This is a genomic window from Porphyrobacter sp. AAP82, assembly GCF_000331285.1.
GTDB lineage: Bacteria > Pseudomonadota > Alphaproteobacteria > Sphingomonadales > Sphingomonadaceae > Erythrobacter.
In genome coordinates this window covers 1-21845 of record NZ_ANFX01000013.1, presented here as the reverse complement: position 1 = coordinate 21845, position 21845 = coordinate 1, and the positions used below count along the sequence as shown (strand labels likewise).

General features: G+C 67.8%; 21 protein-coding genes. 12 read left to right on the top strand and 9 right to left on the bottom strand.

Annotated elements, in window-relative coordinates; translation table 11 throughout:
- The first annotated feature begins 14 nt into the window (after positions 1-14).
- On the top strand, positions 15-437 hold the full coding sequence (locus D620_RS0103240) for a DUF2147 domain-containing protein (protein WP_017664353.1): 423 nt from the start codon (positions 15-17) through the stop codon (positions 435-437).
- 150 nt (positions 438-587) lie between these two features.
- Here the strand turns inward: D620_RS0103240 and D620_RS0103235 are convergent, their stop codons facing one another.
- A complete protein-coding gene (locus tag D620_RS0103235; RefSeq protein ID WP_017664352.1) occupies positions 588-2126 on the bottom strand; it encodes an ABC transporter permease/substrate-binding protein in 1539 nt (512 codons plus the stop codon).
- Positions 2126-2923: an ATP-binding cassette domain-containing protein gene (locus D620_RS0103230; protein WP_017664351.1), complete on the bottom strand. Its 798-nt coding sequence runs from the start codon at positions 2921-2923 to the stop codon at positions 2126-2128. The genes D620_RS0103235 and D620_RS0103230 overlap by 1 nt, the downstream gene beginning before the upstream one ends.
- 115 nt (positions 2924-3038) lie before the next feature.
- Between D620_RS0103230 and D620_RS0103225 the strand changes: the two genes are divergently transcribed.
- The 6 genes from D620_RS0103225 (at position 3039) to D620_RS0103200 (ending at position 8450) form a co-directional block, all read left to right on the top strand.
- Complete coding sequence (locus tag D620_RS0103225) at positions 3039-4217, top strand: acyl-CoA dehydrogenase family protein (RefSeq protein WP_017664350.1); 1179 nt, start codon at positions 3039-3041, stop codon at positions 4215-4217.
- Entirely contained in the window at positions 4217-4522 is a 306-nt protein-coding gene (locus tag D620_RS0103220; protein ID WP_017664349.1) for an alkylphosphonate utilization protein, read from the top strand. The genes D620_RS0103225 and D620_RS0103220 overlap by 1 nt, the downstream gene beginning before the upstream one ends.
- Positions 4523-4532: 10 nt before the next feature.
- Complete coding sequence (locus D620_RS0103215; RefSeq protein WP_017664348.1) at positions 4533-6140, top strand: carboxyl transferase domain-containing protein; 1608 nt, start codon at positions 4533-4535, stop codon at positions 6138-6140.
- A 118-nt stretch (positions 6141-6258) separates the two neighbouring features.
- Entirely contained in the window at positions 6259-6894 is a 636-nt protein-coding gene (locus D620_RS0103210; RefSeq protein ID WP_017664347.1) for a lysophospholipid acyltransferase family protein, read from the top strand.
- Complete coding sequence (locus D620_RS0103205; RefSeq protein ID WP_017664346.1) at positions 6887-7684, top strand: DUF1295 domain-containing protein; 798 nt, start codon at positions 6887-6889, stop codon at positions 7682-7684. Before D620_RS0103210 ends, D620_RS0103205 begins: the two co-directional genes overlap by 8 nt.
- Positions 7685-7811: 127 nt before the next feature.
- Entirely contained in the window at positions 7812-8450 is a 639-nt protein-coding gene (locus D620_RS0103200; protein WP_017664345.1) for a hypothetical protein, read from the top strand.
- A gap of 190 nt (positions 8451-8640) precedes the next feature.
- Here the strand turns inward: D620_RS0103200 and D620_RS14570 are convergent, their stop codons facing one another.
- The 5 genes from D620_RS14570 to D620_RS0103175 form a co-directional block, all read right to left on the bottom strand.
- Positions 8641-9159, bottom strand: a complete 519-nt coding sequence (locus tag D620_RS14570; protein ID WP_017664344.1) for a nuclear transport factor 2 family protein — start codon at positions 9157-9159, stop codon at positions 8641-8643.
- A gap of 48 nt (positions 9160-9207) precedes the next feature.
- Positions 9208-9984 carry a M50 family metallopeptidase gene (locus D620_RS0103190; RefSeq protein WP_017664343.1) on the bottom strand — a complete coding sequence of 259 codons (777 nt, stop codon included), beginning with the start codon at positions 9982-9984 and terminating at the stop codon, positions 9208-9210.
- Between the two features lie 8 nt (positions 9985-9992).
- The gene (locus D620_RS14565; RefSeq protein WP_017664342.1) at positions 9993-11150 is read right to left on the bottom strand and encodes an AI-2E family transporter; all 1158 of its coding nucleotides are present in this window, start codon (positions 11148-11150) and stop codon (positions 9993-9995) included.
- 125 nt (positions 11151-11275) lie between these two features.
- Complete coding sequence (gyrB, locus tag D620_RS0103180) at positions 11276-13843, bottom strand: DNA topoisomerase (ATP-hydrolyzing) subunit B (protein ID WP_017664341.1); 2568 nt, start codon at positions 13841-13843, stop codon at positions 11276-11278.
- Between the two features lie 96 nt (positions 13844-13939).
- A complete protein-coding gene (locus tag D620_RS0103175) occupies positions 13940-14707 on the bottom strand; it encodes a PIG-L family deacetylase (RefSeq protein WP_017664340.1) in 768 nt (255 codons plus the stop codon).
- 82 nt (positions 14708-14789) lie between these two features.
- Between D620_RS0103175 and D620_RS0103170 the strand changes: the two genes are divergently transcribed.
- On the top strand, positions 14790-16349 hold the full coding sequence (locus D620_RS0103170) for a class I adenylate-forming enzyme family protein (RefSeq protein ID WP_017664339.1): 1560 nt from the start codon (positions 14790-14792) through the stop codon (positions 16347-16349).
- 129 nt (positions 16350-16478) lie between these two features.
- On the opposite strand, the gene D620_RS16740 is transcribed toward D620_RS0103170, so the two are convergent.
- Both D620_RS16740 and D620_RS16865 read right to left on the bottom strand, forming a co-directional pair.
- Positions 16479-16640: a hypothetical protein gene (locus tag D620_RS16740; protein WP_233991951.1), complete on the bottom strand. Its 162-nt coding sequence runs from the start codon at positions 16638-16640 to the stop codon at positions 16479-16481.
- Positions 16641-17108: 468 nt separating this feature from the next.
- The gene (locus D620_RS16865; protein ID WP_081596511.1) at positions 17109-17534 is read right to left on the bottom strand and encodes a UrcA family protein; all 426 of its coding nucleotides are present in this window, start codon (positions 17532-17534) and stop codon (positions 17109-17111) included.
- A gap of 175 nt (positions 17535-17709) precedes the next feature.
- On the opposite strand from D620_RS16865, the gene guaA reads away from it, so the two are divergent.
- The 4 genes from guaA to D620_RS14560 all read left to right on the top strand — a co-directional run.
- On the top strand, positions 17710-19317 hold the full coding sequence (gene guaA / locus D620_RS0103155) for a glutamine-hydrolyzing GMP synthase (RefSeq protein ID WP_017664337.1): 1608 nt from the start codon (positions 17710-17712) through the stop codon (positions 19315-19317).
- A 393-nt stretch (positions 19318-19710) separates the two neighbouring features.
- Complete coding sequence (locus D620_RS0103145) at positions 19711-20355, top strand: YceI family protein (protein ID WP_017664335.1); 645 nt, start codon at positions 19711-19713, stop codon at positions 20353-20355.
- Between the two features lie 110 nt (positions 20356-20465).
- The gene (locus tag D620_RS0103140) at positions 20466-21440 is read left to right on the top strand and encodes an NAD(P)H-dependent flavin oxidoreductase (RefSeq protein ID WP_017664334.1); all 975 of its coding nucleotides are present in this window, start codon (positions 20466-20468) and stop codon (positions 21438-21440) included.
- A 204-nt stretch (positions 21441-21644) separates the two neighbouring features.
- A partial coding sequence (locus D620_RS14560) for a hypothetical protein (protein WP_033376070.1) occupies positions 21645-21845 on the top strand: 201 nt, incomplete at its 3' end.

Below are 21845 nucleotides of genomic sequence, written 5' to 3'. Positions count from 1 at the left end.
GAAGGGGTAAGGTGATGAAGCAGGCAGGCGTACTCGCGGCGTGTCTCGCAGCGGCGGCGATGGTGCCCGCGGCTTTCGCGGCGGAGCCGATCACCGGGCGCTGGGTGACGGGCGGGAAGGACGCGGTCGTCGCGATCGCGAAGTGCGGCGCGGCGCTGTGCGGGCGGATCGAGAAGTTCCTCGTCCCCCCGCCGCAGGGCAACGACCAGCGCGATGTCAACAACCCCGATGCCGCCAAGCGCAGCCGCAGGTTGATCGGCACCGCGATCCTGTTCGGCCTCACCGCCGATGGGGACGTGTGGAAGGGGCAGGTCTACGACCCGAAGAAGGGCAAGACCTACACCGCCTATGTGCGCCGCAAGCCCGACGGAACGCTGGAAATGAAGGGCTGCGTGGGGCCTTTCTGCCAGGCGCAGGTGTGGAACAGAGCGTCTTGATTTGCGCGGGCCCTCCGGCCCGCGATATCCTCGCTCACGCGTCCTGCGGGCGCGTCGCTGCGGGCGGCCGTTCGGCCTTGCGGGCCTATGGCCCGAGATCGCGGATTAATCCCCCTCCCGCTTGCGGGAGGGTTCAGGGGTGGGCGCGAATCACAACCCCGCCTGCTTCGCCAGCGCGTCTGCCGCCTGCTTCGGCGTCAGCTTGCCCGCATCCTCGCGGTCGACGGCGAAATTCGCCTCGCGCATCGCCTCGACGCTGATCGCGCCCAGCAGCGGTTGCAGCGCGGCGGCGATGCCCGGATCGTCCGCGATGCGGGGGGAGAGCATCAGCAGCGCATCATAGCCCGGCAGCGCGCCCTTGGGGTCGGCGAGCACCACCAGGCGGTCAGCGGCGATCCGCCCGTCCGAGGTATAGGCGCTGATCACGTCCGCCTCGCCCGAACGCAGCGCGTCATACATGAAGGTCGGCGCGAAGTTGCGGGTCTTGCCGAACCTCAGGCCATAGGCATCGCGCACCGCCAGCCATTCGGGGCGCTCGAAGAATTCGGGATCGCCCCCCACCGTCAGCGCGCCGCCCTTGCCGACAAGGTCCGCAAGGCTGGTGACCCCCAGCGCCTTCGCCCGGTCCGCGCGCATCGCGAAGGCATAGGCGTTCTCGAAGCCCAGCCGCCCGAGCACCTTGACCCCGTTGGTCTCGGCCTCCCAGCTGCGGATCGTCTCGACCATCGCCTCGCGGCCCGGGTTGTCGGCGCGCTTCAGGTAGTTGGCCCAGATCGTGCCCGTGTAATCGACCGAGATGTCGATGCTCGAGGAGGCGAGCGCCGAATGCACCACCGCGCTCCCCAGCCCGTCGCGATATTCGACCTTGTAACCCGCCGCCTCCAGCCGCGATCCGATCAGCTGGGCAAGGATGTATTGCTCGGAGAACTGCTTGGAGGCGATCACGACCGGCCGCCCGGTCTCCTCGGTGCGCTGGCCCGACAGGGCGGCAAGGATGCCGAGGATGACAAGTCCCATCCCGCCATAGGTCATCCAGCGCTTGCGCCGGGCAAGGCCGACCTCGATCACCCACAAGAGGTTGTCCGCCGCCAGCGCCAGCCCCGCGCTGGCAAGGCACCCGGCAAGCACCAGCGCCCAGTTCTGCGTTTGCAAGCCGGCAAAGATCGGATCGCCGAGGCTCGGCTGGCCGATGGTGGTGGCCAGCGTCGCCGCGCCGATGGTCCACACGCTCGCGGTGCGGATGCCGGCCATGATGAAGGGCGCCGACAAGGGCGCTTCGACCAGCACCAGCTTCTGCCACTTGGTCATGCCGACGCCATCGGCGGCTTCCAGCACGCCTTCATCGAGGTTCGCCTGCGCGGTCACGGCATTGCGCAAGATCGGCAGCAGCGCATAGAGCGTCAGCGCCATCAGCGCCGGCAGGAAGCCGAGCGTGGGCAGCCCCTCGCCGAACACGCTGCGCAAGCTCAGCAGCAGCGGGAAGAACAGCGCCAGCAGGGCCAGCGCGGGGATGGTCTGGACGAGGCTCGCCAGGCTCAGCGCGATCCGCGAGACCGCGCGCGAGCGCCCCGCCCACACCGCCAGCGGCAGCGCGATCAGCATGGCAAGCGCGATCGCGCTCGCCGCCAGCACCACGTGGGCGGCGAGCTTGTCGCCGAGCCCGGGGAGGATGTCCCAGATTTCCTGCATCAGCCGCCCGGAACCTCCCCGAGACCTTCCATCGCGGCGAGCTTTTCCGCCTGTTCGCGCGGCACCCGTACCAGCCGCTGGGCGACCGTGCCGCCCTCGCCCGCGAGCAGGCCTCGCGGGGTCGCGTCGGCGACCATCGCGCCCTTGTCCATCACCACCACCCGATCGGCCAGCAGCAGCGCTTCGGCCATGTCATGCGTCACCATCACCGTGGTGAGGCCGAGGGTATCGTGCAATTCGCGCACCTTGCGGCCCAGCGCGTCGCGGGTGACGGGATCGAGCGCGCCGAAGGGCTCGTCCATGATGAGGAGTTCGGGCTCCCCCGCCAGCGCGCGCGCCACGCCCACGCGCTGGCGCTGGCCGCCGGAAAGCTCGTCGGGCATGCGCGCACCGAAGACGGGATCGAGTTCGACCAGCTCCAGCAGTTCGGCGATGCGCGCCGGTGCCAGCTTCTCGCCTGCAAGGCGCGGGCCGATGGCGATGTTCTCGGCCACCGAGAAATGCGGGAACAGGCCGATCCCCTGGAACACATAGCCGACCCGGCGGCGCAGCTTGGCAGGCGGCAATCCGCTCACGTCCTCGCCGCCGAACAGCACGCGGCCGCCGGTCGGCACGACCAGCGTGTTGACCGTTTTCAGCAGCGTCGACTTGCCCGAGCCCGAGGCGCCGACCATCGCCACGAAGGTGCCACTGGCGATGTCGCAGGTGACGCCCCCCGCCCCGGACCCGACGGCGGTGACCTCGCCGAAGCGGCAGGTGACCCCGTCGAAGCGGAGCAGGGGCGGGGCGGTTTCCATTCCCTGTCCGATTAGCGATAGTCGCGCCGCTGCGCCAGCGTCCCCGATTGGCCTTTGCCCGATGGCTTGCTATGCGGGCGTGTCAGAACAAACATTGCTGGCCAAGGAACTATTCATGCGCGCCACCCCCGATTTCGACTTCCAGCTGGGCGAGGCGGCTCAGATGATCCGCGAGAACACCGCGCGCTTCGCCGACGAGCAGATCGCGCCGCTGGCCGAACGCACCGACCGCGAGGGCCGTTTCCCCCGCGAGCTGTGGGAGCCGATGGGCGCGCTGGGCCTCCACGGCATCACGGTCGAGGAGGAATGGGGCGGGCTCGGGCTCGGCTATCTCGAGCACGTGATCGCGGTCGAGGAAGTCAGCCGTGCGAGCGCCAGCGTGGGCCTCAGCTACGGCGCGCATTCCAACCTGTGCCTGAACCAGATCCGCCGCTGGGGGGACGATGACCAGAAGGCGAAATATCTCCCCAAGCTGATCTCGGGCGAGCATGTCGGCAGCCTCGCCATGTCCGAAGCCGGGGCGGGCAGCGATGTCGTCTCGATGAAACTGAAGGCCGAAGCTAGTGCCAAGAACGGGGAATCCGGCTACGTCCTCAACGGCACCAAGTTCTGGATCACCAACGCTCCGCAAGCCGATACGCTGGTGGTCTACGCCAAGACCGATGGCCACGCCGGATCGCGCGGCATCACCGCCTTCCTGATCGAAAGGCAAGACGAGGGGTTCTCCATCGGTCAGAAGATTTCCAAGGTCGGCATGAAGGGCTCGCCCACCGCCGAGCTGGTGTTCACCGACTGCTTCGTCCCCGAAGATCGCATCATGGGGCCGCTGAACGGCGGCGTCGGGGTGCTGATGAGCGGGCTCGATTACGAGCGCGTGGTGCTCGCCGGATTGCAACTCGGCATCATGCAGGCGTGCCTCGACACGGTGATCCCCTACCTGCGTGAGCGCAAGCAGTTCGGAAAGCCGATTGGCTCGTTCCAATTGATGCAGGCCAAGGTCGCCGACATGTATGTCGCGCTGCAATCGGCGCGCGCCTACACCTATGCGGTCGCCAAGGCGTGCGACGCCGGGCAGACGACGCGCTTCGACGCGGCGGGCGTGATCCTGCTCGCGAGCGAAAACGCCTTCAAGGTCGCCGCCGAGAGCGTGCAGGCGCTGGGCGGCGCGGGTTACACCACCGACTGGCCGGTGGAGCGCTACATGCGGGACGCCAAGCTGCTCGACATCGGCGCGGGGACCAACGAGATCAGGCGGATGCTGATCGGGCGCGAATTGATCGGGGCGGCGGGGTGATGAGCACCGACGAAGACTACGTCTATGACGAGGCGAGCGGCGAATGGCTTCCCGCTTCCGAGTTCGCGGCCCAGCGCGCGGCGGAGGATGCCGTCGAGGTGCGCGATGCGGTCGGCAATATCCTTGCCGATGGCGATGCGGTGACGCTGATCAAGGATCTCGAGGTCAAGGGCGCAGGGCAAACCTTGAAGCAGGGCACGCTGATCAAGTCGATCCGCCTGACCGGCGATCCTCAGGAGATCGACTGCAAATATCCCGGCATCAAGGGCCTCGTCCTGCGCGCCGAATTCGTGCGGAAACGCTAAGGACGACACGATGACCGCCCCCACCCTCACCACCAAGCTCGACCGCGAGAGCCCTGAGGCCAAGGCCCGCTTCGCGCACAACCATGCCCTCGCACAGGAGCTTCGGGCCCGGGTGGCCGAAGCCGCGCTGGGCGGGCCGGAGAAGCACCGCGAACGACACGTGTCGCGCGGCAAGCTGCTTCCCCGCGAGCGGGTGGAGCGGCTGCTCGATCCGGGGTCGCCCTTTCTGGAGGTGGGCCAACTGGCCGCCAACGGGATGTACGAGGGTGACGTCAACGGCGCCTCGATCATCACCGGCGTGGGCCGCGTCTCGGGTCGCCAGTGCATGATCGTGTGCAACGACGCGACCGTGAAGGGCGGCACCTATTACCCGATGACAGTCAAGAAGCACCTGAGGGCGCAGGAGATCGCGGCCGAGAACCGCCTGCCGTGCATCTATCTGGTCGACAGTGGCGGCGCGAACCTGCCGCATCAGGCCGAGGTGTTTCCGGATCGCGACCACTTCGGCCGCATCTTCTTCAATCAGGCCAATATGAGCGCCCTCGGTGTGCCCCAGATCGCCTGCGTCATGGGAAGCTGCACCGCGGGCGGGGCCTATGTGCCCGCCATGTCCGACGAGACGGTGATCGTCCGCAATCAGGGCACCATCTTCCTCGCCGGCCCGCCGCTGGTGAAGGCCGCGACGGGCGAGGAGATCACCGCCGAGGACTTGGGCGGCGGCGACCTTCACGCCAAGAAATCGGGCGTGGTCGATCACCTCGCCGAGAACGACGAACACGCGCTCACCATCGTGCGCGACATCGTCAGCCACCTCGGCGCGAACACCGGGGCGGCCAAGGACGTCGCGCTCAAAGACCCGCGCCCGCCGAAATACGACGCCGAAGACCTCTACGCCCTCATCCCCGAGGACGTGCGTGCGCCCTATGACGTGCACGAAGTGATCGCGCGGCTGGTCGATGGCAGCGAGTTCCACGAGTTCAAGCAGCACTACGGCAGCACGCTGGTCTGCGGCTTTGCGCATATCTGGGGGATGCCGGTCGCGATCCTCGCCAACAACGGCGTGCTGTTTTCCGAGAGCGCGCAGAAGGGCGCGCATTTCATCGAACTCGCCTGCCAGCGCCGCATCCCGCTGCTGTTCCTCCAGAATATCAGCGGCTTCATGGTCGGGGGGAAATACGAGGCGGAGGGGATCGCCAAGCACGGCGCAAAGCTCGTCACCGCCGTCGCCACCGCGACCGTGCCCAAGGTCACCGTGGTGATCGGCGGCAGCTTCGGCGCGGGGAACTACGGCATGTGCGGCCGCGCCTACTCGCCCCGCTTCCTGTTCACCTGGCCCAATGCCCGCATCTCGGTGATGGGCGGAGAGCAGGCCGCGAGCGTCCTCGCCACCGTCCACCGCGACGCCGAGAGCTGGACCCCCGAGCAGGCCGAGGCCTTCAAGCAGCCCATCCGCCAGAAATACGAAGACGAAGGCAACCCCTACTACGCCACCGCCCGCCTGTGGGACGACGGCGTGGTCGACCCCGTGCAGACCCGCGATGTGCTGGGGCTGGCGTTAGCGGCGTGTCTCGAAGCGCCGATTGCCGACCGGGCGGCGTTTGGCGTGTTTCGGATGTAGCCCAAGCCAGGGAAGATGAACGCCGACTGAAACCCTCCCCCGCCCTCTTGCGTAGCTAACCCAAGTTAGGCCACAAGGCTCCCAAGCCTTTTGGGAGAGGGCAGGGACATTGCCGCATATGCCGACCGCCGCCGCGCACCCCCGTGCGCCCTCGATCCTTTCGCGCATCGTGCGCCGGATCATCCTTGCGATCTGGTATGTCCAGGGCTGGAAGGTCGACTCCCCGCTGCCGAGGCACCTCAAGAAATTCGTGCTCGCCGGCGCGCCGCATACCTCCAACTGGGACTTCGTGTTCTTCACCGGCGCGACCCATGAAGAGGGTATCCGCCCCAACTTCATGGGCAAGCACACGCTGTTCCAGTGGCCGATGCGCCGCTTCATGCTCGACATGGGGGGCATCCCCGTCGACCGCCGCAGCCGGCTCAACGCCACCGAGCAGGTCGCCGCCGAATTCGAGCGGCGCGACGAGCTTGCGCTGGTCATCGCCTGCGAGGGGACGCGCAAGACCGATGGCAAGTGGAAATCGGGCTTCTACCACATCGCCCGCGCGGCGAACGTGCCGATCGTCCCCGCCTTTGCCGACAACGCGAAGAAGCGCATCAGCTTCGGCCCGCCGATGATCCCCACCGGCAATTACGGCGAGGACCTCCTCAAGATCGCCGAATGGTTCCGCTCCAGGCTCCCCGATTACGAGCGCTTCAAGGTGCTGGAACAACAGGCGCGCGACATTATCGCAGGGAAGAACGATGTTTGAACTCCTCGCCGTCAACGCCGCGATCCTGATCGTGCTGGTGCTGGTCCAGTGGGCGATCAGCGTGTCGATCAATGACGTCTCCTTCATCGACGCCTTCTGGGGGGCGGGCATGGGCCTGCTGGCGCTGGCGAGCTGGCTGCATGTGCGCGGCGGGCCGGGCGACCTCGCCACGCTGATCTTCGCGATGACCGCGCTGTGGGGCTTCCGGCTCGGCGGTTACCTGTTCCTGCGCTGGCGCCGCGAGGGCGAGGACAAGCGCTACAAGCTGATCCTCAAGAAGGCGCGCGAGAAGGGCCAGTTCGCCCGCGCCGCGCTGACCAATGTGTGGCTGATGCAGGCCGTGCTGCTGTTCATGGTCTCCTCGCCTGCGCAGGTCGGTATCCTCGCCAGCGGCGCGCCCGCCCCGATCCCGCCGCTGGCATGGGCGGGCTTTGCGCTGTGGTGCATCGGCGTGTTCTTCGAATGGGTCGGCGACTGGCAGCTCGCCCGCTTCAAGGCCGACCCGGCGAACCACGGAAAGGTGCTCGACACCGGGCTGTGGCGCTACACCCGCCACCCCAACTATTTCGGCGATTTCGCCGCGTGGTGGGGCATCTGGATCGCCTGCGCTGCGGCGGGCTGGCACTATGCCGCCGCGACCGTGATCGGCCCGCTGTTCCTGAGCTTCACGCTGACCAAATGGTCAGGCGTCACCCTGCTGGAAAAGGGCCTCGACAAGTCCAAGGGCGACAAATACGCCGATTACAAGCGGCGCACCTCGGCCTTCCTGCCGATGCCGCCGCGCAGCTGAAACGGCCGCCAGCCGCCTCGCCACCATGACATTTCCGTTGCTGCGGCGCACAAAATTCGACGAGCGACCCTTTAAGCCCGCTCGCGCTTGGCCTATGTTGCTGCCCGCGCGAGGAGGCGCAGACGACATGGCACTCACCCAAACCGCCCGGGAAGCGGAGCGCGAGCGGATCGCGCGCCATGTGCTCGACCTCGTCAAGGAGCGCGGCTGCGAGGTGCCGTGGACCGTCGCCATGGCCGAAAGCGGGCTGACCCGCGCGCGCTTCGAGGCGCTGTTCGCCGATTATGACGACCTGTTCGATGCGGTCGCGCAGACCTGGCTCGCCCCGCACATGCAGGTGATGGAGGAGGTGCTCGCCAGCCATCTCCCCCCGCAGCGCAAGATGTACGAATTCTTCCGCCGCCGCTTCGCGATCTCGCAGGCGCGTTTCCGTGAGGATCCGCATTTCTTCACCATCCTGTGCGAGATGGGCGCGGCCAATTTCGAGCGGGTGAGGAGCTATGTCGACCTTGCCGACCACTACCTGTGCGAGCTGATCGCCGAGGCGCAGGCCGAAGGCTTCTTTGCCGGGCTCGGGATCGACGAGGCGCTGTCGCTGATCAACCAGATGGTCACGGTCTACACCATGCCCGACGCGCTGATCTATCTCGGCGACAAGCTGAACGAGGCGAAGCTGGCGCGGATCGTCGACACGATGTTCATCGGCCTGTCGGGCGAGGCTGGGGCGGGCGCCGCCGGTGTCAATGCGCTGAAGGTCGCCTCCTAGGCACGGGCGGGGCGGCGATTCGCGCGCGGTGCCGGTTGGACGAGCGCCGCCGTCCGCTCGGGCAGATCGGCGCTTTCCTACTTGCCGCAGGGCTGACAGGATCGCCCGATGACCCGCGCCGTGCCCCGCCCTTCGACCCCGGTGATCGCGGCGTGCCGGGCGGGCGGGATTTCCGGCCCAGGACAGTGTCTCATGTGTCTCCTACAGCGGCCCACCAGGCGCTTGCCGGATCGGCTGCGCCGCGCGCGCCGCGTCGCTGGAGGCCGCCCAGCAGCCCGCCTTCGAGCGCCATCGTGGCCGGGACCGAGCGGTTCCAGTCCATCACGTAGAGCCGCTCGGCGATCAGCCAGCGGCCCGCGCGCCGCGCGAGCGTATCGAGGTAGCGCCCGCCCACCGTCAACTCGGTCTCGCCCTCGGGGCCGGGGATGATGTGGAGCGCTACGCAGCTGGTCTCGGCCCGGGCGGTGTCGCCGGCGATGCGGATGACGGTGTTGGTGATGTTGTGCTGCGTGAGGCGCATCGCGCCGAGGCCCGCCATCAGCCCCGGGATGACCGCGGCGACGGGGTGCGCGCCATCGCCGTAGTCGATCACGGCCTCCGGCGTGAAGGCGGCGGCGAGCTGGTCGGCATCGCAGCGGTCGATCCCGCGGCAGTAGAGGGCGAGGGTCTCGGCAATGGCGAGGCGGTCGGCGAGTTCGGCGGTGTCCATGGACGCAAGGCTACTCCCGCCGGCGCGCGCGCCGAACTGGCCAAAGCGTCAGCGGCGCCTGAACTGGAGGACGTTGGCAGGCAGCTTGCGCGGCGGCGGCCCGCGGCGCTTGTCGGCGAGGGCATAGCGCAGCGCGGCGAGGAACATCGCGCCCGAGGCCAGCAGGATCGCGCCCGCCCAGAACCAGTAGGGCAGGCCGATCACCGCGGCGATCGCGCCGGTGTCGGAGAGCTGGGACTGGCCCTCGATCACCACCTGCTCGGTGAGGAAGTAGCGCCACGCACCGAACACGCTCCACGCGGCGGTGAGGCCGAGGAACTGGAGGGTGAAGCGCTGGAGCCCGCCGCTCCCGCGCCAGGCGACAAGGCCGAGGATCGCCGCGGCAACCGGCAGCGCCCACCACCCGGTCGCCGAGCGGACCCAGATGATGGTGCTGGCCAGGATCGCGACGACCATCGCCCACAGCACCGGGCGCCAGGCGCGCGGGTGGGCGCTGGCGACGATCAGCGCGGCGCCGGCGATGCTGGGGCCGAGCGGGCCGCCGATCGCGATCGCGGCGTGGGTCAGCCGCGGCGCGTTGCCGCCGACCGCGAACTCGGCGACGCCCGATCCGTTGGGGAAGATCGCGAGGCGGTAGAACTCCTGCCCCGTCGCCAGTGCGGTGAGGCCGTGGCCCATCTCGTGGAACCAGGTGGTGAGGATCAGGAAGGGGTAGGCGAGCACGTCCCCGAAGGGCAGCACCGGCAGCAGCGAGACGACGATCCCCGCCAGTGCCAGCCGGCCGATCGCCTCGCCGCGCGAGCCGGGGGTGACGAGCGAGGCCATGGCGTGCCTCAGCCCTCCGCGCCGCTTGGCGTGTGGCCCGAGGCATCGACGCGCACCCCGCCGCCGTTGCCCATCAACGCCTCCTCGTCCTCCTCGCGCTGTTCGCGCAGGATCGACCAGCTGGCGAGGAACAGCCCGGCGACCAGCGGCCCGAGCACGATGCCGGAGAAGCCGACGAGGCTGATCCCGCCCAGCGTGGTGATGAGGATGATCCAGTCGGGAATGCCGGTGTCGCGGCCGACCAGGATCGGGCGCAGCACGTTGTCGGCGGACGAGATGATGAAGAAGCCGACCAGCAGCACGAAGATCCCCTGCCAGGTCGCGCCGGTGACCAGCAGCCACAGCCCCGCCGGCAGCCACACCGCGCCCGCGCCGATCACCGGCACCAGCGCGAAGATCGCGGTGACGACGCCGAACAGCAGCGCCGAGGGCACGCCCGCGATCAGCAGGGTGATCCACCCCAGCGCGCCCTGCACCAGGGCGACGACGCCGGTGCCCTTGATGGTTGCGCGCACGATGCCGAGGAAGCGTTCGGCGAGCCGGTCGGCGATGCTCCGCTCGACCGGCACGGCGCACAGCACGGTGCGCCCGATCCGCTCGCCATCGCGCAGCAGGAAGAACATGACGTAGAGCGCCACGCCGAAGGACAGGAAGAAGGACAGCGCGCCGCTGCCGATCGACACCGCCTGGCTGGCGATCATCCCCGCGCTCTGGGTCAGCAGCTCCTGAAGGCGGGTCTGGACCATGGTGATGTCCGCCCACCCGCTGCGGTCGACCGCGTCGCGGGCGAAGCCGGGGAGCGCGGTGTAGACCGTGTCGAACAGCGCGGCGAGATCGACGGGCTCCTCCTGCAGGGTCGTTACCAGCACGAAGGCCTGTTCGACCACCATCGAGGCGATCCACGCGGCGGGGATCAGCACGACGATGAAGATGATAAGCAGGCTCAGCCCCGCCGCCGGATTGCGCCGTCCGCGCAGGCGCCTGAGGACCGTGCGGTAGAGCGGCTGGAACATGATCGCCGCCAGCGCCGCCCACAACAGGGGCTGGGCGAAGGGCCAGACGATCACGGCCATCAGCAGGCTGACCACCGCGAGGATGATCAGGAAGCTCGCCTGTTGCAGGTCCTCGGTGCGGTTGGGCCCAGCTTTGTTGAGGGGTTCGGCCATGGGGTCCTCAGGGCTCTAGACGTCGCGGTTGGCGACGTTCAGCGCCCCGTGGCGAACCCGGATCGCTGCGTCAGACATCGAGGTTCGCCACATTCAGCGCCCCGTGGCGAACCCGGATCGCTGCGTCAGACATCGAGGTTCGCCACATTCAGCGCATTGTCCTGGATGAACTCGCGGCGCGGTTCGACGATGTCGCCCATCAGGCGGGTGAAGATCTCGTCGGTCACGTCGGCATCCTCGACCTTCACTTGCAGCAGCACGCGGGCTTCCGGATCAAGGGTGGTCTCCCACAATTGTTCCGCGTTCATTTCACCCAGCCCCTTGTAGCGGCTGATCGAGAGACCCTTGCGACCGGCGGCGAAGATCGCCTCGAGCAGCTGGCTGGGGCGGCTGATGGTGCCATCGAAGGCGGGGGCTGCGGGGGCCTGTGCGGCCTCCTCCGCCTCGCCGGCGAGCGGATCGCCCGCGGCCGGGGCGGGTTCGGGCTCGGGCTCTTCGGCCTCGGCCCCGGCGCGCACCAGCCTGACCGGCTCGGCATAGGCTTCGGCCTGTGCGGCAGCGAGGCCGTGGAGCTTGTGCGCCTCGGTGCTGGAGAGGAAGCGCGCCTCGATCTCGTGCACGTCCTTCACGCCGCGCCACAGGCGCTCGAACACCACGGTGCCGTCCTCGCGCTGATAGGCGCTCCAGCGCGCCTCGCGGTCGCCTGCGCCCAGACGCCCGGCAGCGCGGCCCAGCGCGGCGGCCAGCGCCTCGCCGGCGAGGCCGGGTTCGAGCGCGCCCACCAGCGCCATCTGCTCGACGATCCCGCTGTCATAGCGGCGCGGCACGAAGGCGAGGAGGTTCTTCAACCGCAGCGCTCCGTCCACCAGCGAACGCAGTTCCTCCGCGCCGCGGGTGCCGCCCGCGGTCTCGAGCACACGGCCGTGGAGCCCGGCATCGACGAGGTAGCGATCGAGCGCGCCCTGATCCTTGAGGTAGACCTCCGAGCGCCCCTTGGCGACCTTGAACAGCGGCGGCTGGGCGATGAACAGGTGCCCGGCCTTGATGATCTCGGGCATCTGGCGGTGGAAGAAGGTGAGCAGGAGCGTGCGGATATGCGCGCCGTCCACGTCCGCGTCGGTCATGATGACGATCTTGTGGTAGCGCAGCTTGTCGAGCGTGAATTCGTCGCGGATCCCGGTGCCCATCGCCTGGATGAGGGTGCCGACTTCCTTGGAGGAAATGATCCGGTCGAACCGCGCGCGCTCCACATTCAGGATCTTGCCCTTCAGCGGCAGGATCGCCTGCGTCTTGCGGTCGCGCCCCTGCTTGGCCGAGCCGCCTGCGGAATCCCCTTCGACCAGGAACAGCTCGGACTTGGCGGGATCACGCTCCTGGCAATCGGCAAGCTTGCCGGGCAGCGAGGCGACGCTCATCGCCCCCTTGCGGCTCATCTCGCGGGCGCGGCGGGCGGCTTCGCGGGCGGCGGCGGCGTCGATGATCTTCTGGATGATGGCGCGCGCGTCGGCGGGGTTTTCCTCGAGCCACTCGCTCATCTTCTCGCCCATCAATGTCTCGAGCGGCGAGCGGACTTCGGAGCTGACCAGCTTGTCCTTGGTCTGGCTGGAGAACTTCGGGTCAGGCAGCTTGACGCTGACGATCGCGGTGAGGCCTTCGCGCATGTCCTCGCCCGCAAGGCTGACCTTCTCCTTCTTGAGCATCCCCGAACGCTCGGCATAGTTGTTCAATGTGCGGGTCAGCGCGGTGCGGAAGGCGGCCAGGTGCGTGCCGCCGTCGCGCTGGGGGATGTTGTTGGTGAAGGCGAGGACGTTCTCGTAGTAGGAATCGTTCCATTCGAGCGCGACGTCGATCCCGATCCCGTCCTTCTCCGCGCTGACCGCGATCGGCTCGGCGATCAGCGGCTGCTTGTTGCGGTCGAGATATTTCACGAAGGCCGCGATCCCGCCCTCGTAATAGAGATCGTGCTCGAGCTTCTCCTCGTGGCGCAGATCGCGCAGCTTGATGCGCACGCCGGAATTGAGGAAGGCCAGTTCGCGGTAGCGGTGTTCGAGCTTTTCGAAATCGAACTCGGTGACGTTCTTGAAGGTGTCGTGGCTGGCCTTGAAGGTGACGCGGGTGCCCTTCTTGAAGCCGTTGGGGTCCGCATTGCGATCCGACTTCGGCGCAACGCCCACCACCTTGAGCGGCGCAACCGCATCGCCATGCGCGAAGCGCATCCAGTGCTCCTGCCCCTCGCGCCAGATGGTGAGTTCGAGCCATTCGGACAGAGCATTGACCACCGAGACGCCCACCCCGTGGAGCCCGCCCGAGACCTTGTAGGCATTGTCGTCGCTGGTGTTCTCGAACTTCCCGCCTGCGTGAAGCTGGGTCATGATCACCTCGGCCGCCGAGACGCCTTCCTCGGCGTGCATGCCGGTGGGTATGCCGCGGCCATTGTCTTCCACCGAAACCGAGCCATCCGGGTTCAGTTCGATCAGCACAAGGTCGCAATGGCCCGCCAGCGCCTCGTCGATCGCGTTGTCGCTGACTTCGAACACCATGTGGTGCAGGCCAGAGCCGTCGTCGGTGTCGCCGATATACATGCCCGGCCGCTTGCGGACCGCGTCCAGACCTTTAAGAACCTTGATGGAATCCGCGCCATATTCGTTGGCGTTGGGCACTTTGGCGGGGGGCGTGTTGGTGTTCTCGTCCATGGCCCATCATATAGGGGCTGCGCATAGGAAACCCAACTGCGGGAGGGTCCTTGGGCCTGCTTTTCCACGAATGTTCGGGGGCGTCCGGCGAGCGGGTCAGAAGGCAGGGCGGAAATGCACCTTGCCGCGCCAGATCGTCGCATCGAACATCGTCATCATGCCGTCGCGGCTGTAGGCATCGAACTGGGTCTCGTGGCACTGCGCAGCCCTTGTCGCGGCGGCGAGATCGGCGGGGGTGTAGGCGATGCCCTCGCTCAGCAGCTCCGGATCGGTGGTCGCCCAGCTCGACATCTGCGGCAGCGGCGGGAGGGTGCCGTTGGGGATGCCGACATAGAGCAGCCGGGGCCGGGTCCCGCCCGTGACGGCCTGCACGCTCTGGGTGACGAAGGCGCTGACCATGCGGTGATCGGCGTGGCCATAGCCGCCATCCGGTCCCCAGGTCAGCACGAGATCGAAGCCCGGTGCGATGCGGGCAAAATCGCCGAGCGCCTGGTTCGCCGCGCTGCCGGAAGTCTGGACATCAATCCCCATCCGCCCGTCGCCGCGGTTGAAGCTGACGAGATGCTGCGCGCCGAGTGCCTTTTGCGAGCACCGCGCCTCGCCGAGGCGCACTGCGGCCAGCTTCGCGCCCTTCTCCATGCCCGACACCCCCGGCCCGACATCGCCCTGCGTGGCATAGGCGAGCGTCACCTCGGCCCCCTCGCGCACGAGGGCGGCGATGGCGGGGGCCATGAACAGCTCGTCATCGGGATGGGCGAGCGCGACCAGCACCCGGCGCGGGGCGTGGGCCTCCTGTGCGGCAGCAGGCGCAAGCGCGGTGGCCGCAATTGCGGCAGCGATGGCGGCGGCGGTCATGCGGATCATGTCTCTCTCCCTCGGGCCGCTTCCTGCCACTTGTGCGGGGCGTTCCGCAATTCCTTTGCGCCGCGCACTCGCCCGATTATGCATGGCGCCCATGAGCAGAGAGAGCATGATGAACCGCCTTGCCGAACCCTTCGGCAGCTTCCCCGACATCCTGATGGAATGGAGCCGCCTCAAGGGCGACGACCTCGCCCTCGTCGACGAGAACCGCGAGGTCTACTGGGCCGAGCTGGTGGGTCTGGTCGAACGGCTGGCGGCGCGGCTGGTGGAGACGGGGCTCGCGCGCGGGCAGGCGGTGGCGATCCTCGGGACGTCGAGCGTGGAATATGCGCTGGTGTTCCTCGCCGCGGTGCGCGCGGGCGGGGTGGCGGCGCCGCTCACCACCAGCGCGAGCGCTGCGCAACTTGAAGGGATGGCGCGGGATTCGGGCGCGGCCCACCTGTTCATCGACGCGGCCAAGGCGGCCGAGCTGGGGCCCGATTTCATGGCCCATCTTCAGCGGGTGCCGCTCGAAAGCATCGACCGGTGGTTGGCCCCTCCCGGCAGCCGCGCGCCCGAGTTCGTTCCGGAACCGCAAGACCCGTTCAACATCATCTATTCCAGCGGCACCACCGGCACGCCTAAGGGCATCGTCCATTCGCACCGGATGCGCTGGCGGCAGTTTGCCCCGACGGCCCTGTCCTACCTCGGCGCCGGGATCGCGGTGCGCTCGCTCGCCTCGACGCCGCTCTATTCGAACACCACCATGGTCGCCTTCCTCCCCGTGCTGCTGGCCGGGGGCTGCGTGCGGGTGATGGGCAAGTTCGATTGCGCCAAGTGGCTGGCGCATGCGCAAGGCGACCGCACCACCATCACCATGCTGGTGCCGGTGCAATACCAGCGGCTGATGGATTTTGCCGGGTTTGGCGATTTCGACCTGACCAGCCTCAAGCTCAAATACTGCACCTCGGCGCCGTTCTCCGCCGACCTCAAGCGCGAAGTGCTGCGCCGGATGCCGGGGGGGCTGATCGAGATCTACTCGATGACGGAAGGGGGCGTCGTCTGCCTGCTTCCGGCCCACGAATTCCCCTACAAGCTCCACACCGTCGGCCGGCCTGCTCCCGGGAGCGAATTGAAGGTGCTGGACGATGACGACCGCGAGGTGCCGCCGGGCACCCCCGGCAATCTCGTCGGCCGCAGCCTCACCATGATGAGCGGCTACCAGAACCAACCCGAAAAGACCCGCGAAGGCTACTGGACCGATCCCGAGGGCGGGGTGTGGCAGCGGATGGGCGATATCGGCCGCGTGGATGCGGAAGGCTTCGTCGAACTCGTCGGCCGCGCCAAGGACATGATCATCTCGGGCGGGTTCAACATCTATCCCTCCGACCTCGAAGCCGAACTGGCCAAGGAGCCCGGCGTGGTCGAGGCCGCGGTGGTCGGCGTGCCCTCGCGCGCATGGGGGGAGACGCCGGTGGGCTTCGTGGTGCTGAAGGACGGCGCCGGCGATACGGGGGCGATCATGGCGGCGGTCAACGCGCGGCTCGGCAAGACCCAGCGCCTCGCCGCGCTGCACCCGATCGCCGAAATGCCGAGGAGCCACATCGGCAAGCTGCTCAAGACCGAATTGCGCGAGGAAGCCGAAAGGCTCGGCGGCACGGACTAGTGTTTCGCGGTCGCGTGATTTTTCGACAAAAACCGGTTCCCATTTTTTGTCATCACGCTTCGCAAACAGCTCGGCCCGGCTCCTCTGGTGAGGGGCCGGGCCGGTTGATTGGCTTTTGCCTGCCTTTGTTCAGACGATAAACGTGTTGAACGCGGTGCCGCTGAGCGCAACGGCGAGCAGCAGGGCGACGGCCTTTTCGCTGATCATGGTCATGGTTCTGGTTCCCTGTTCTGTTGTGGTCGGGGTGGCCCGGACGATCGGGGGGTGAGAGGGAGCGTCCGGACCAAGCACGATATAGAAAACGGAGCACAATTTTCAATCTCAAGTGCGACTGAAAATAATTCATCACCGCAATAGAATATGGCAATGATCCGGGCCCGAATGGCCGCGCAGGGCAGCTCGAGACGCGGCCACCAGTTCAGGGGGGAGTGCGGTAGCCGCGTCTCTTTCGCTGCATGCCGGGGCGGGAGCCCTGGCAATGACCGGTCAGGAGGGCCGAGCAGGGGGGGCGCTGGCCAGTCCTTCCAGTCGGCAGGCGGGCGGGGCCGTTTCCGGCCCGTGTCGCCGGGCTATGCGTCCGTGAAGGAACCGCGCGGGGATGGAGAGGAGGCCCCGCACCGCATCGCTCGAGGGCCAAGTGGTGCCGGGGGGCGCCCATTTCAAATGAGAAAACCCCAAGGCTACTTGCATCGAATGCAACAAATAAAGGTGCATCCCATGCAAAACAGCCGCCGGATCGCTCCGGCGGCTGCTGCAATTTCAAGGACTTGTGCCCGGTCGGTTGGCGGCGACTTCACGCCCGCCGCGCTGGAGCATCGCAACCGCCTTGTCGAGTTCGGCGATCGCGGCGACCCGCGCATCGGCGAGGCACTTGCTGTCGACCGCGTTGCGGTTGAGGGTGTAGCGGCCTGCGCCGGGCGCCGCGCAGGCCTTCTTGAGACGCGCATCAATGCGCGCTTCGAGCGCCGCGCGGCCCTCGGTGGTGGTCACGTCGACATCACCATAGCCGATCTTGACGGTCACAACCTTTTCGGCGGCGGCAGGCGCGGTCAGAGCGACGAGGGCGAGCAGGGGAAGAGTGAAACGTATGTGATGACCTTTCCGAACATTGAGAGAGGGTTTCGGGATTTGCGATGCCGCTGGCCGGCATTCGGTTGCTGTTTGAAACTCTGGTGCAGTGCACAAGAGTCATGTGCAAATGCGAAATGCGCGAAGTTGGTTCCAAAGTTTGCAACCGGAATCGGTCATTTTGTCGGGCACCTCCTGAATTCGCGCGGAGCTTTTATTGTTGCACTGCAAAATCACGGAGCCTGCGCGCGGGGTGCTGGACAGCGCGGGCCGGGCTCCTTAATCCGCCGCCATGAGCGCACACACCCTTGGCGGCGAGTCCGCCGTCTCCGACCCGATCCTCCCCGATTCGATTCTGATTATCGACTTCGGCTCGCAGGTCACCCAGCTGATCGCCCGCCGGGTGCGCGAGGCGGGGGTCTATTCCGAGATCGCGCCTTTCACCCAGGCCGAGGCCGCGTTCCACCGCATGAAACCCAAGGGCATCATCCTGTCGGGCTCGCCCGCGAGCGTGCCGGAGGACGGCAGCCCGCGCGCGCCCCAGGTGCTGTTCGAGGCCGGCGTGCCGATCCTCGGCATCTGCTATGGCCAGCAGGTGATGACCCACCAGCTGGGCGGCGAGGTCAAGCCGGGGCACGAAACGGGTGAAGGCGGCGAGTTCGGCCGCGCCTTTCTCACCGTCACCGCCGAATGCGCGCTGTTCAACGGGCTGTGGGAGGTCGGCGAGCGGCACCAGGTGTGGATGAGCCACGGCGACAAGGTCACCGCCTTTGCGCCCGGCTTCGAAATCGTCGCCACCTCCGATGGCGCCCCCTTCGCGGTGATCGCGGACGAAGCGCGCAAGTTCTACGGCACCCAGTTCCATCCCGAGGTGGTCCACACCCCCGATGGCGCGCGCCTGATCGCCAATTTCGTGCGCCATGTGTGCGGCCTTGCCGGCGACTGGACCATGGCCGAGTTCCGCCAGACCAAGATCGCCGAAATCCGCGCCCAGGTGGGCAAGGGCCGGGTGATCTGCGGCCTTTCGGGCGGGGTCGATTCGGCGGTCGCCGCCGTTCTCATCCACGAGGCGATCGGCGACCAGCTCACCTGCGTCTTCGTCGACCACGGGTTGATGCGCATGAACGAGGCCGTCGAGGTCGTGACCCTGTTCCGCGACCATTACAACATCCCGCTGGTCCACGTGGAGGCCGAAGACCTGTTCCTCGGCGGCCTTGCCGGCCTCACCGATCCCGAGGCCAAGCGCAAGTTCATCGGCAAGACCTTCATCGACGTCTTCGAGGCCGAGGCGCGGAAGGTCGGCGGGGCGGATTTCCTCGCGCAGGGGACGCTCTACCCCGATGTGATCGAATCGGTCTCCTTCACCGGCGGGCCTTCGGTGACGATCAAGAGCCACCACAATGTCGGCGGCCTGCCCGAACGCATGAACATGGCGCTGGTCGAGCCCTTGCGCGAACTCTTCAAGGACGAGGTGCGCGATCTGGGCCGCGAGCTGGGCCTGCCTGAGGCCTTCGTCGGCCGCCACCCCTTCCCCGGCCCGGGCCTTGCGATCCGCATCCCCGGCGAAGTCACCAAGGAGCGCTGCGACATCCTGAGGAAGGCCGACGCGGTCTATCTCGAGGAAATCCGGGGCGCCGGGCTCTACGACGCGATCTGGCAGGCCTTCGCGGTGCTGCTGCCGGTCAAGACGGTCGGCGTGATGGGCGACGGGCGAACCTACGACAGCGTCTGCGCCCTGCGCGCGGTAACCTCGACCGACGGGATGACCGCGGATGTCTTCCCCTTCGACGCCGGCTTCCTCACCCGCGTGGCGACCCGCATCGTCAACGAGGTCAAGGGCATCAACCGGGTGGTCTATGACTACACGTCAAAGCCGCCGGGGACGATTGAGTGGGAGTAAACCGCGACACGCGATGATCCGGGGGATCATCGCGGCCGGTTTACTCGGCGCCGCAAGGCGCCGCAGGCAGAGCCGGGGGATCATCGCGGCCGTCTACCGCAGAGTGCGGCGCTTGAAGAACTGCAAGACCAGCTTCAGCTCTCGCTCATCGACTATCCCGCCGCCCTCTGGACGCACGCCGCAGCGCTGCCGCCGATCCACCGCGATCGGTTAGGCCGGATGATGGCCGCCCACGCGATTGCGCCCCAGTCGCCGCTGGTGACGGGGGATGCGAACATCGCGCGCTATCCCGGCCTTGCGGTTGTGTGGGAGTGAACCGAACCGGCCAGCGTCCCCAGCCTTGCGCTGTTCGCCCCCTTCCGCACCGCTCCCAAATCGCATATCGCCTCGCCCATGCGGTCGCTCCCTTCCCTCCCCCTCGCCGTTTCCCTCGCTCTGGCCCTTGCCGCCTGTGCCGGGCCCGAGGCGGAGGCGCCGCTCGCCGATGCCACCGCATCGCCGGCGCCTGTGACCGAGAGCGCATGGACGCTCGATCCCGCCACCTCGCGGCTCGCCTATGTCTCGATCAAGGCGGGCGAGGTGGCCGAGAACAACCGCTTCGACACGCTTTCCGGCAGCGTCGCGGCCGATGGCACGGCCAGCCTCGGCATCGATCTCGCCTCGGTCAGCACCGGGGCCGAGATCCGCGATGAACGCATGCGCGAGGTGTTCTTCGCAGTCGCCGAGAACCCTGCCGCGACCGTCACGGCAAAGCTCGATCCGGCGCGCTTTGCGGGCCTTGCGGTCGGCCAGTCGGTGCTCCGGCCGCTCAAGGCCGAAGTGACGATCAAGGGCGCCTCGGCCGAGGTCGAGACCGAGGTGCTGGTCACCCGCACGGCCGAAGACCGCGTGCTGGTGGTGTCGGCCGCGCCGGTGATCGTCTCGACCGACATGTTCGGCCTTACCGACGAGCTTGGCGAGCTGCGCGCGATGGCGCAGCTGCCCTCGATCACGCCGGCGGTGCCGGTGACCTTCACGCTCGCCTTCAGGCGAGGGTGACGCTACGGCGCGCGGGCGCGCGTCCGGCACCGTCAAAAGCGCGCTTGAAACGGGCGCGCAAACAGGCTTGTCTCCCCGCCAAACAGGCATCCAACGGGAGAACACACGCCATGAAAACCGCGATCACCGAAATGTTCGGCATCGAGCATCCGATCATCCAGGGGGGCATGCACTATGTCGGGTTCGCGGAGATGGCGGCGGCGGTGTCCAATGCCGGCGGGCTCGGGATCATCACCGGGCTGACGCAGGGCACGCCCGAGAAGCTCGCCAATGAAATCGCGCGCTGCAAGGACATGACCGACAAGCCCTTCGGCGTGAACCTGACGATCCTGCCGACCCTGACCCCGCCCGACTATCCGGGCCTCGTCAAGGCGGTGATCGATGGCGGCGTCAAGGTGGTCGAGACCGCCGGACGCAATCCCGTAGAGCTGCTGCCGCCCTTGAAGGATGCCGGGATCAAGGTGATCCACAAGTGCACGAGCGTGCGCCATTCGCTGAAGGCGCAGGACATCGGCTGCGATGCGGTCAGCGTCGACGGCTTCGAATGCGGCGGCCACCCTGGCGAGGACGACGTGCCCAACTTCATCCTGCTGCCGCGCGCGGCGGACGAGCTGGAGATTCCCTTCGTCTCGAGCGGCGGCATGGCCGATGGCCGCAGCCTTGTCGCCAGCCTCGCGATGGGCGCGGCAGGGATGAACATGGGCACGCGCTTCATCGCCACCAAAGAAGCGCCGGTGCACGAGAACGTGAAGCAGGCGATCATCGCCGCCAGCGAGCTCGACACCCGGCTGGTGATGCGCCCCTTGCGCAACACCGAGCGCGTGCTCAACAACGTGGCTGTCGAGCGCCTGATCCAGAAGGAGAAGGACTTGGGCGATGCCATCACCATCCAGGACATCCTCCCCGAAGTCGCCGGGGTTTACCCCAAGATCATGATGGAAGGCACGATGGATGCGGGCGCGTGGAGCTGCGGCATGGTCGCCGGCCTCATCCACGACATCCCGACCTGCAAGGAGCTGATCGACCGCATCATGCTCCAGGCCGAGGAGATCATCGCCCGCATGCAGGCCCAGGCCCGCGCCTGATCCCCCCCCCCCGCGCGCCTGATCCCCCCCGCGCCTGATCCGGCGGCGACTAGGTAGTCGTCCGCATTCTCGCCGGGGCCGCTCTGCGGCACCTTGTAAAGGTGCGACAGGCCGATTCTGGAGGGGATTGCCTGCGCGCGTGAGGCTGCATGCCTCCGGGGCGGCGCGGGATGCTCCCCGGAGGAACTGGACGGGGAGGTGGTGATGGAACTCTTGCTGGATGGCCCGGCGGCGCTGGGCGGTATCATGATGAGCGTGGCGCTGGGCGCGTGGTCGCTCGGGCGCTGGCAGGGCACTTTTGCCGTGCCGGAGGATGCAGGGCTGCGCGATGCCGCCGCGCCGGACCGGGCGGCGGCCGGGGCGGGGGCGGCAGGAGCGGCGGGGGCCGGGCCGTGCCCGCAGGCC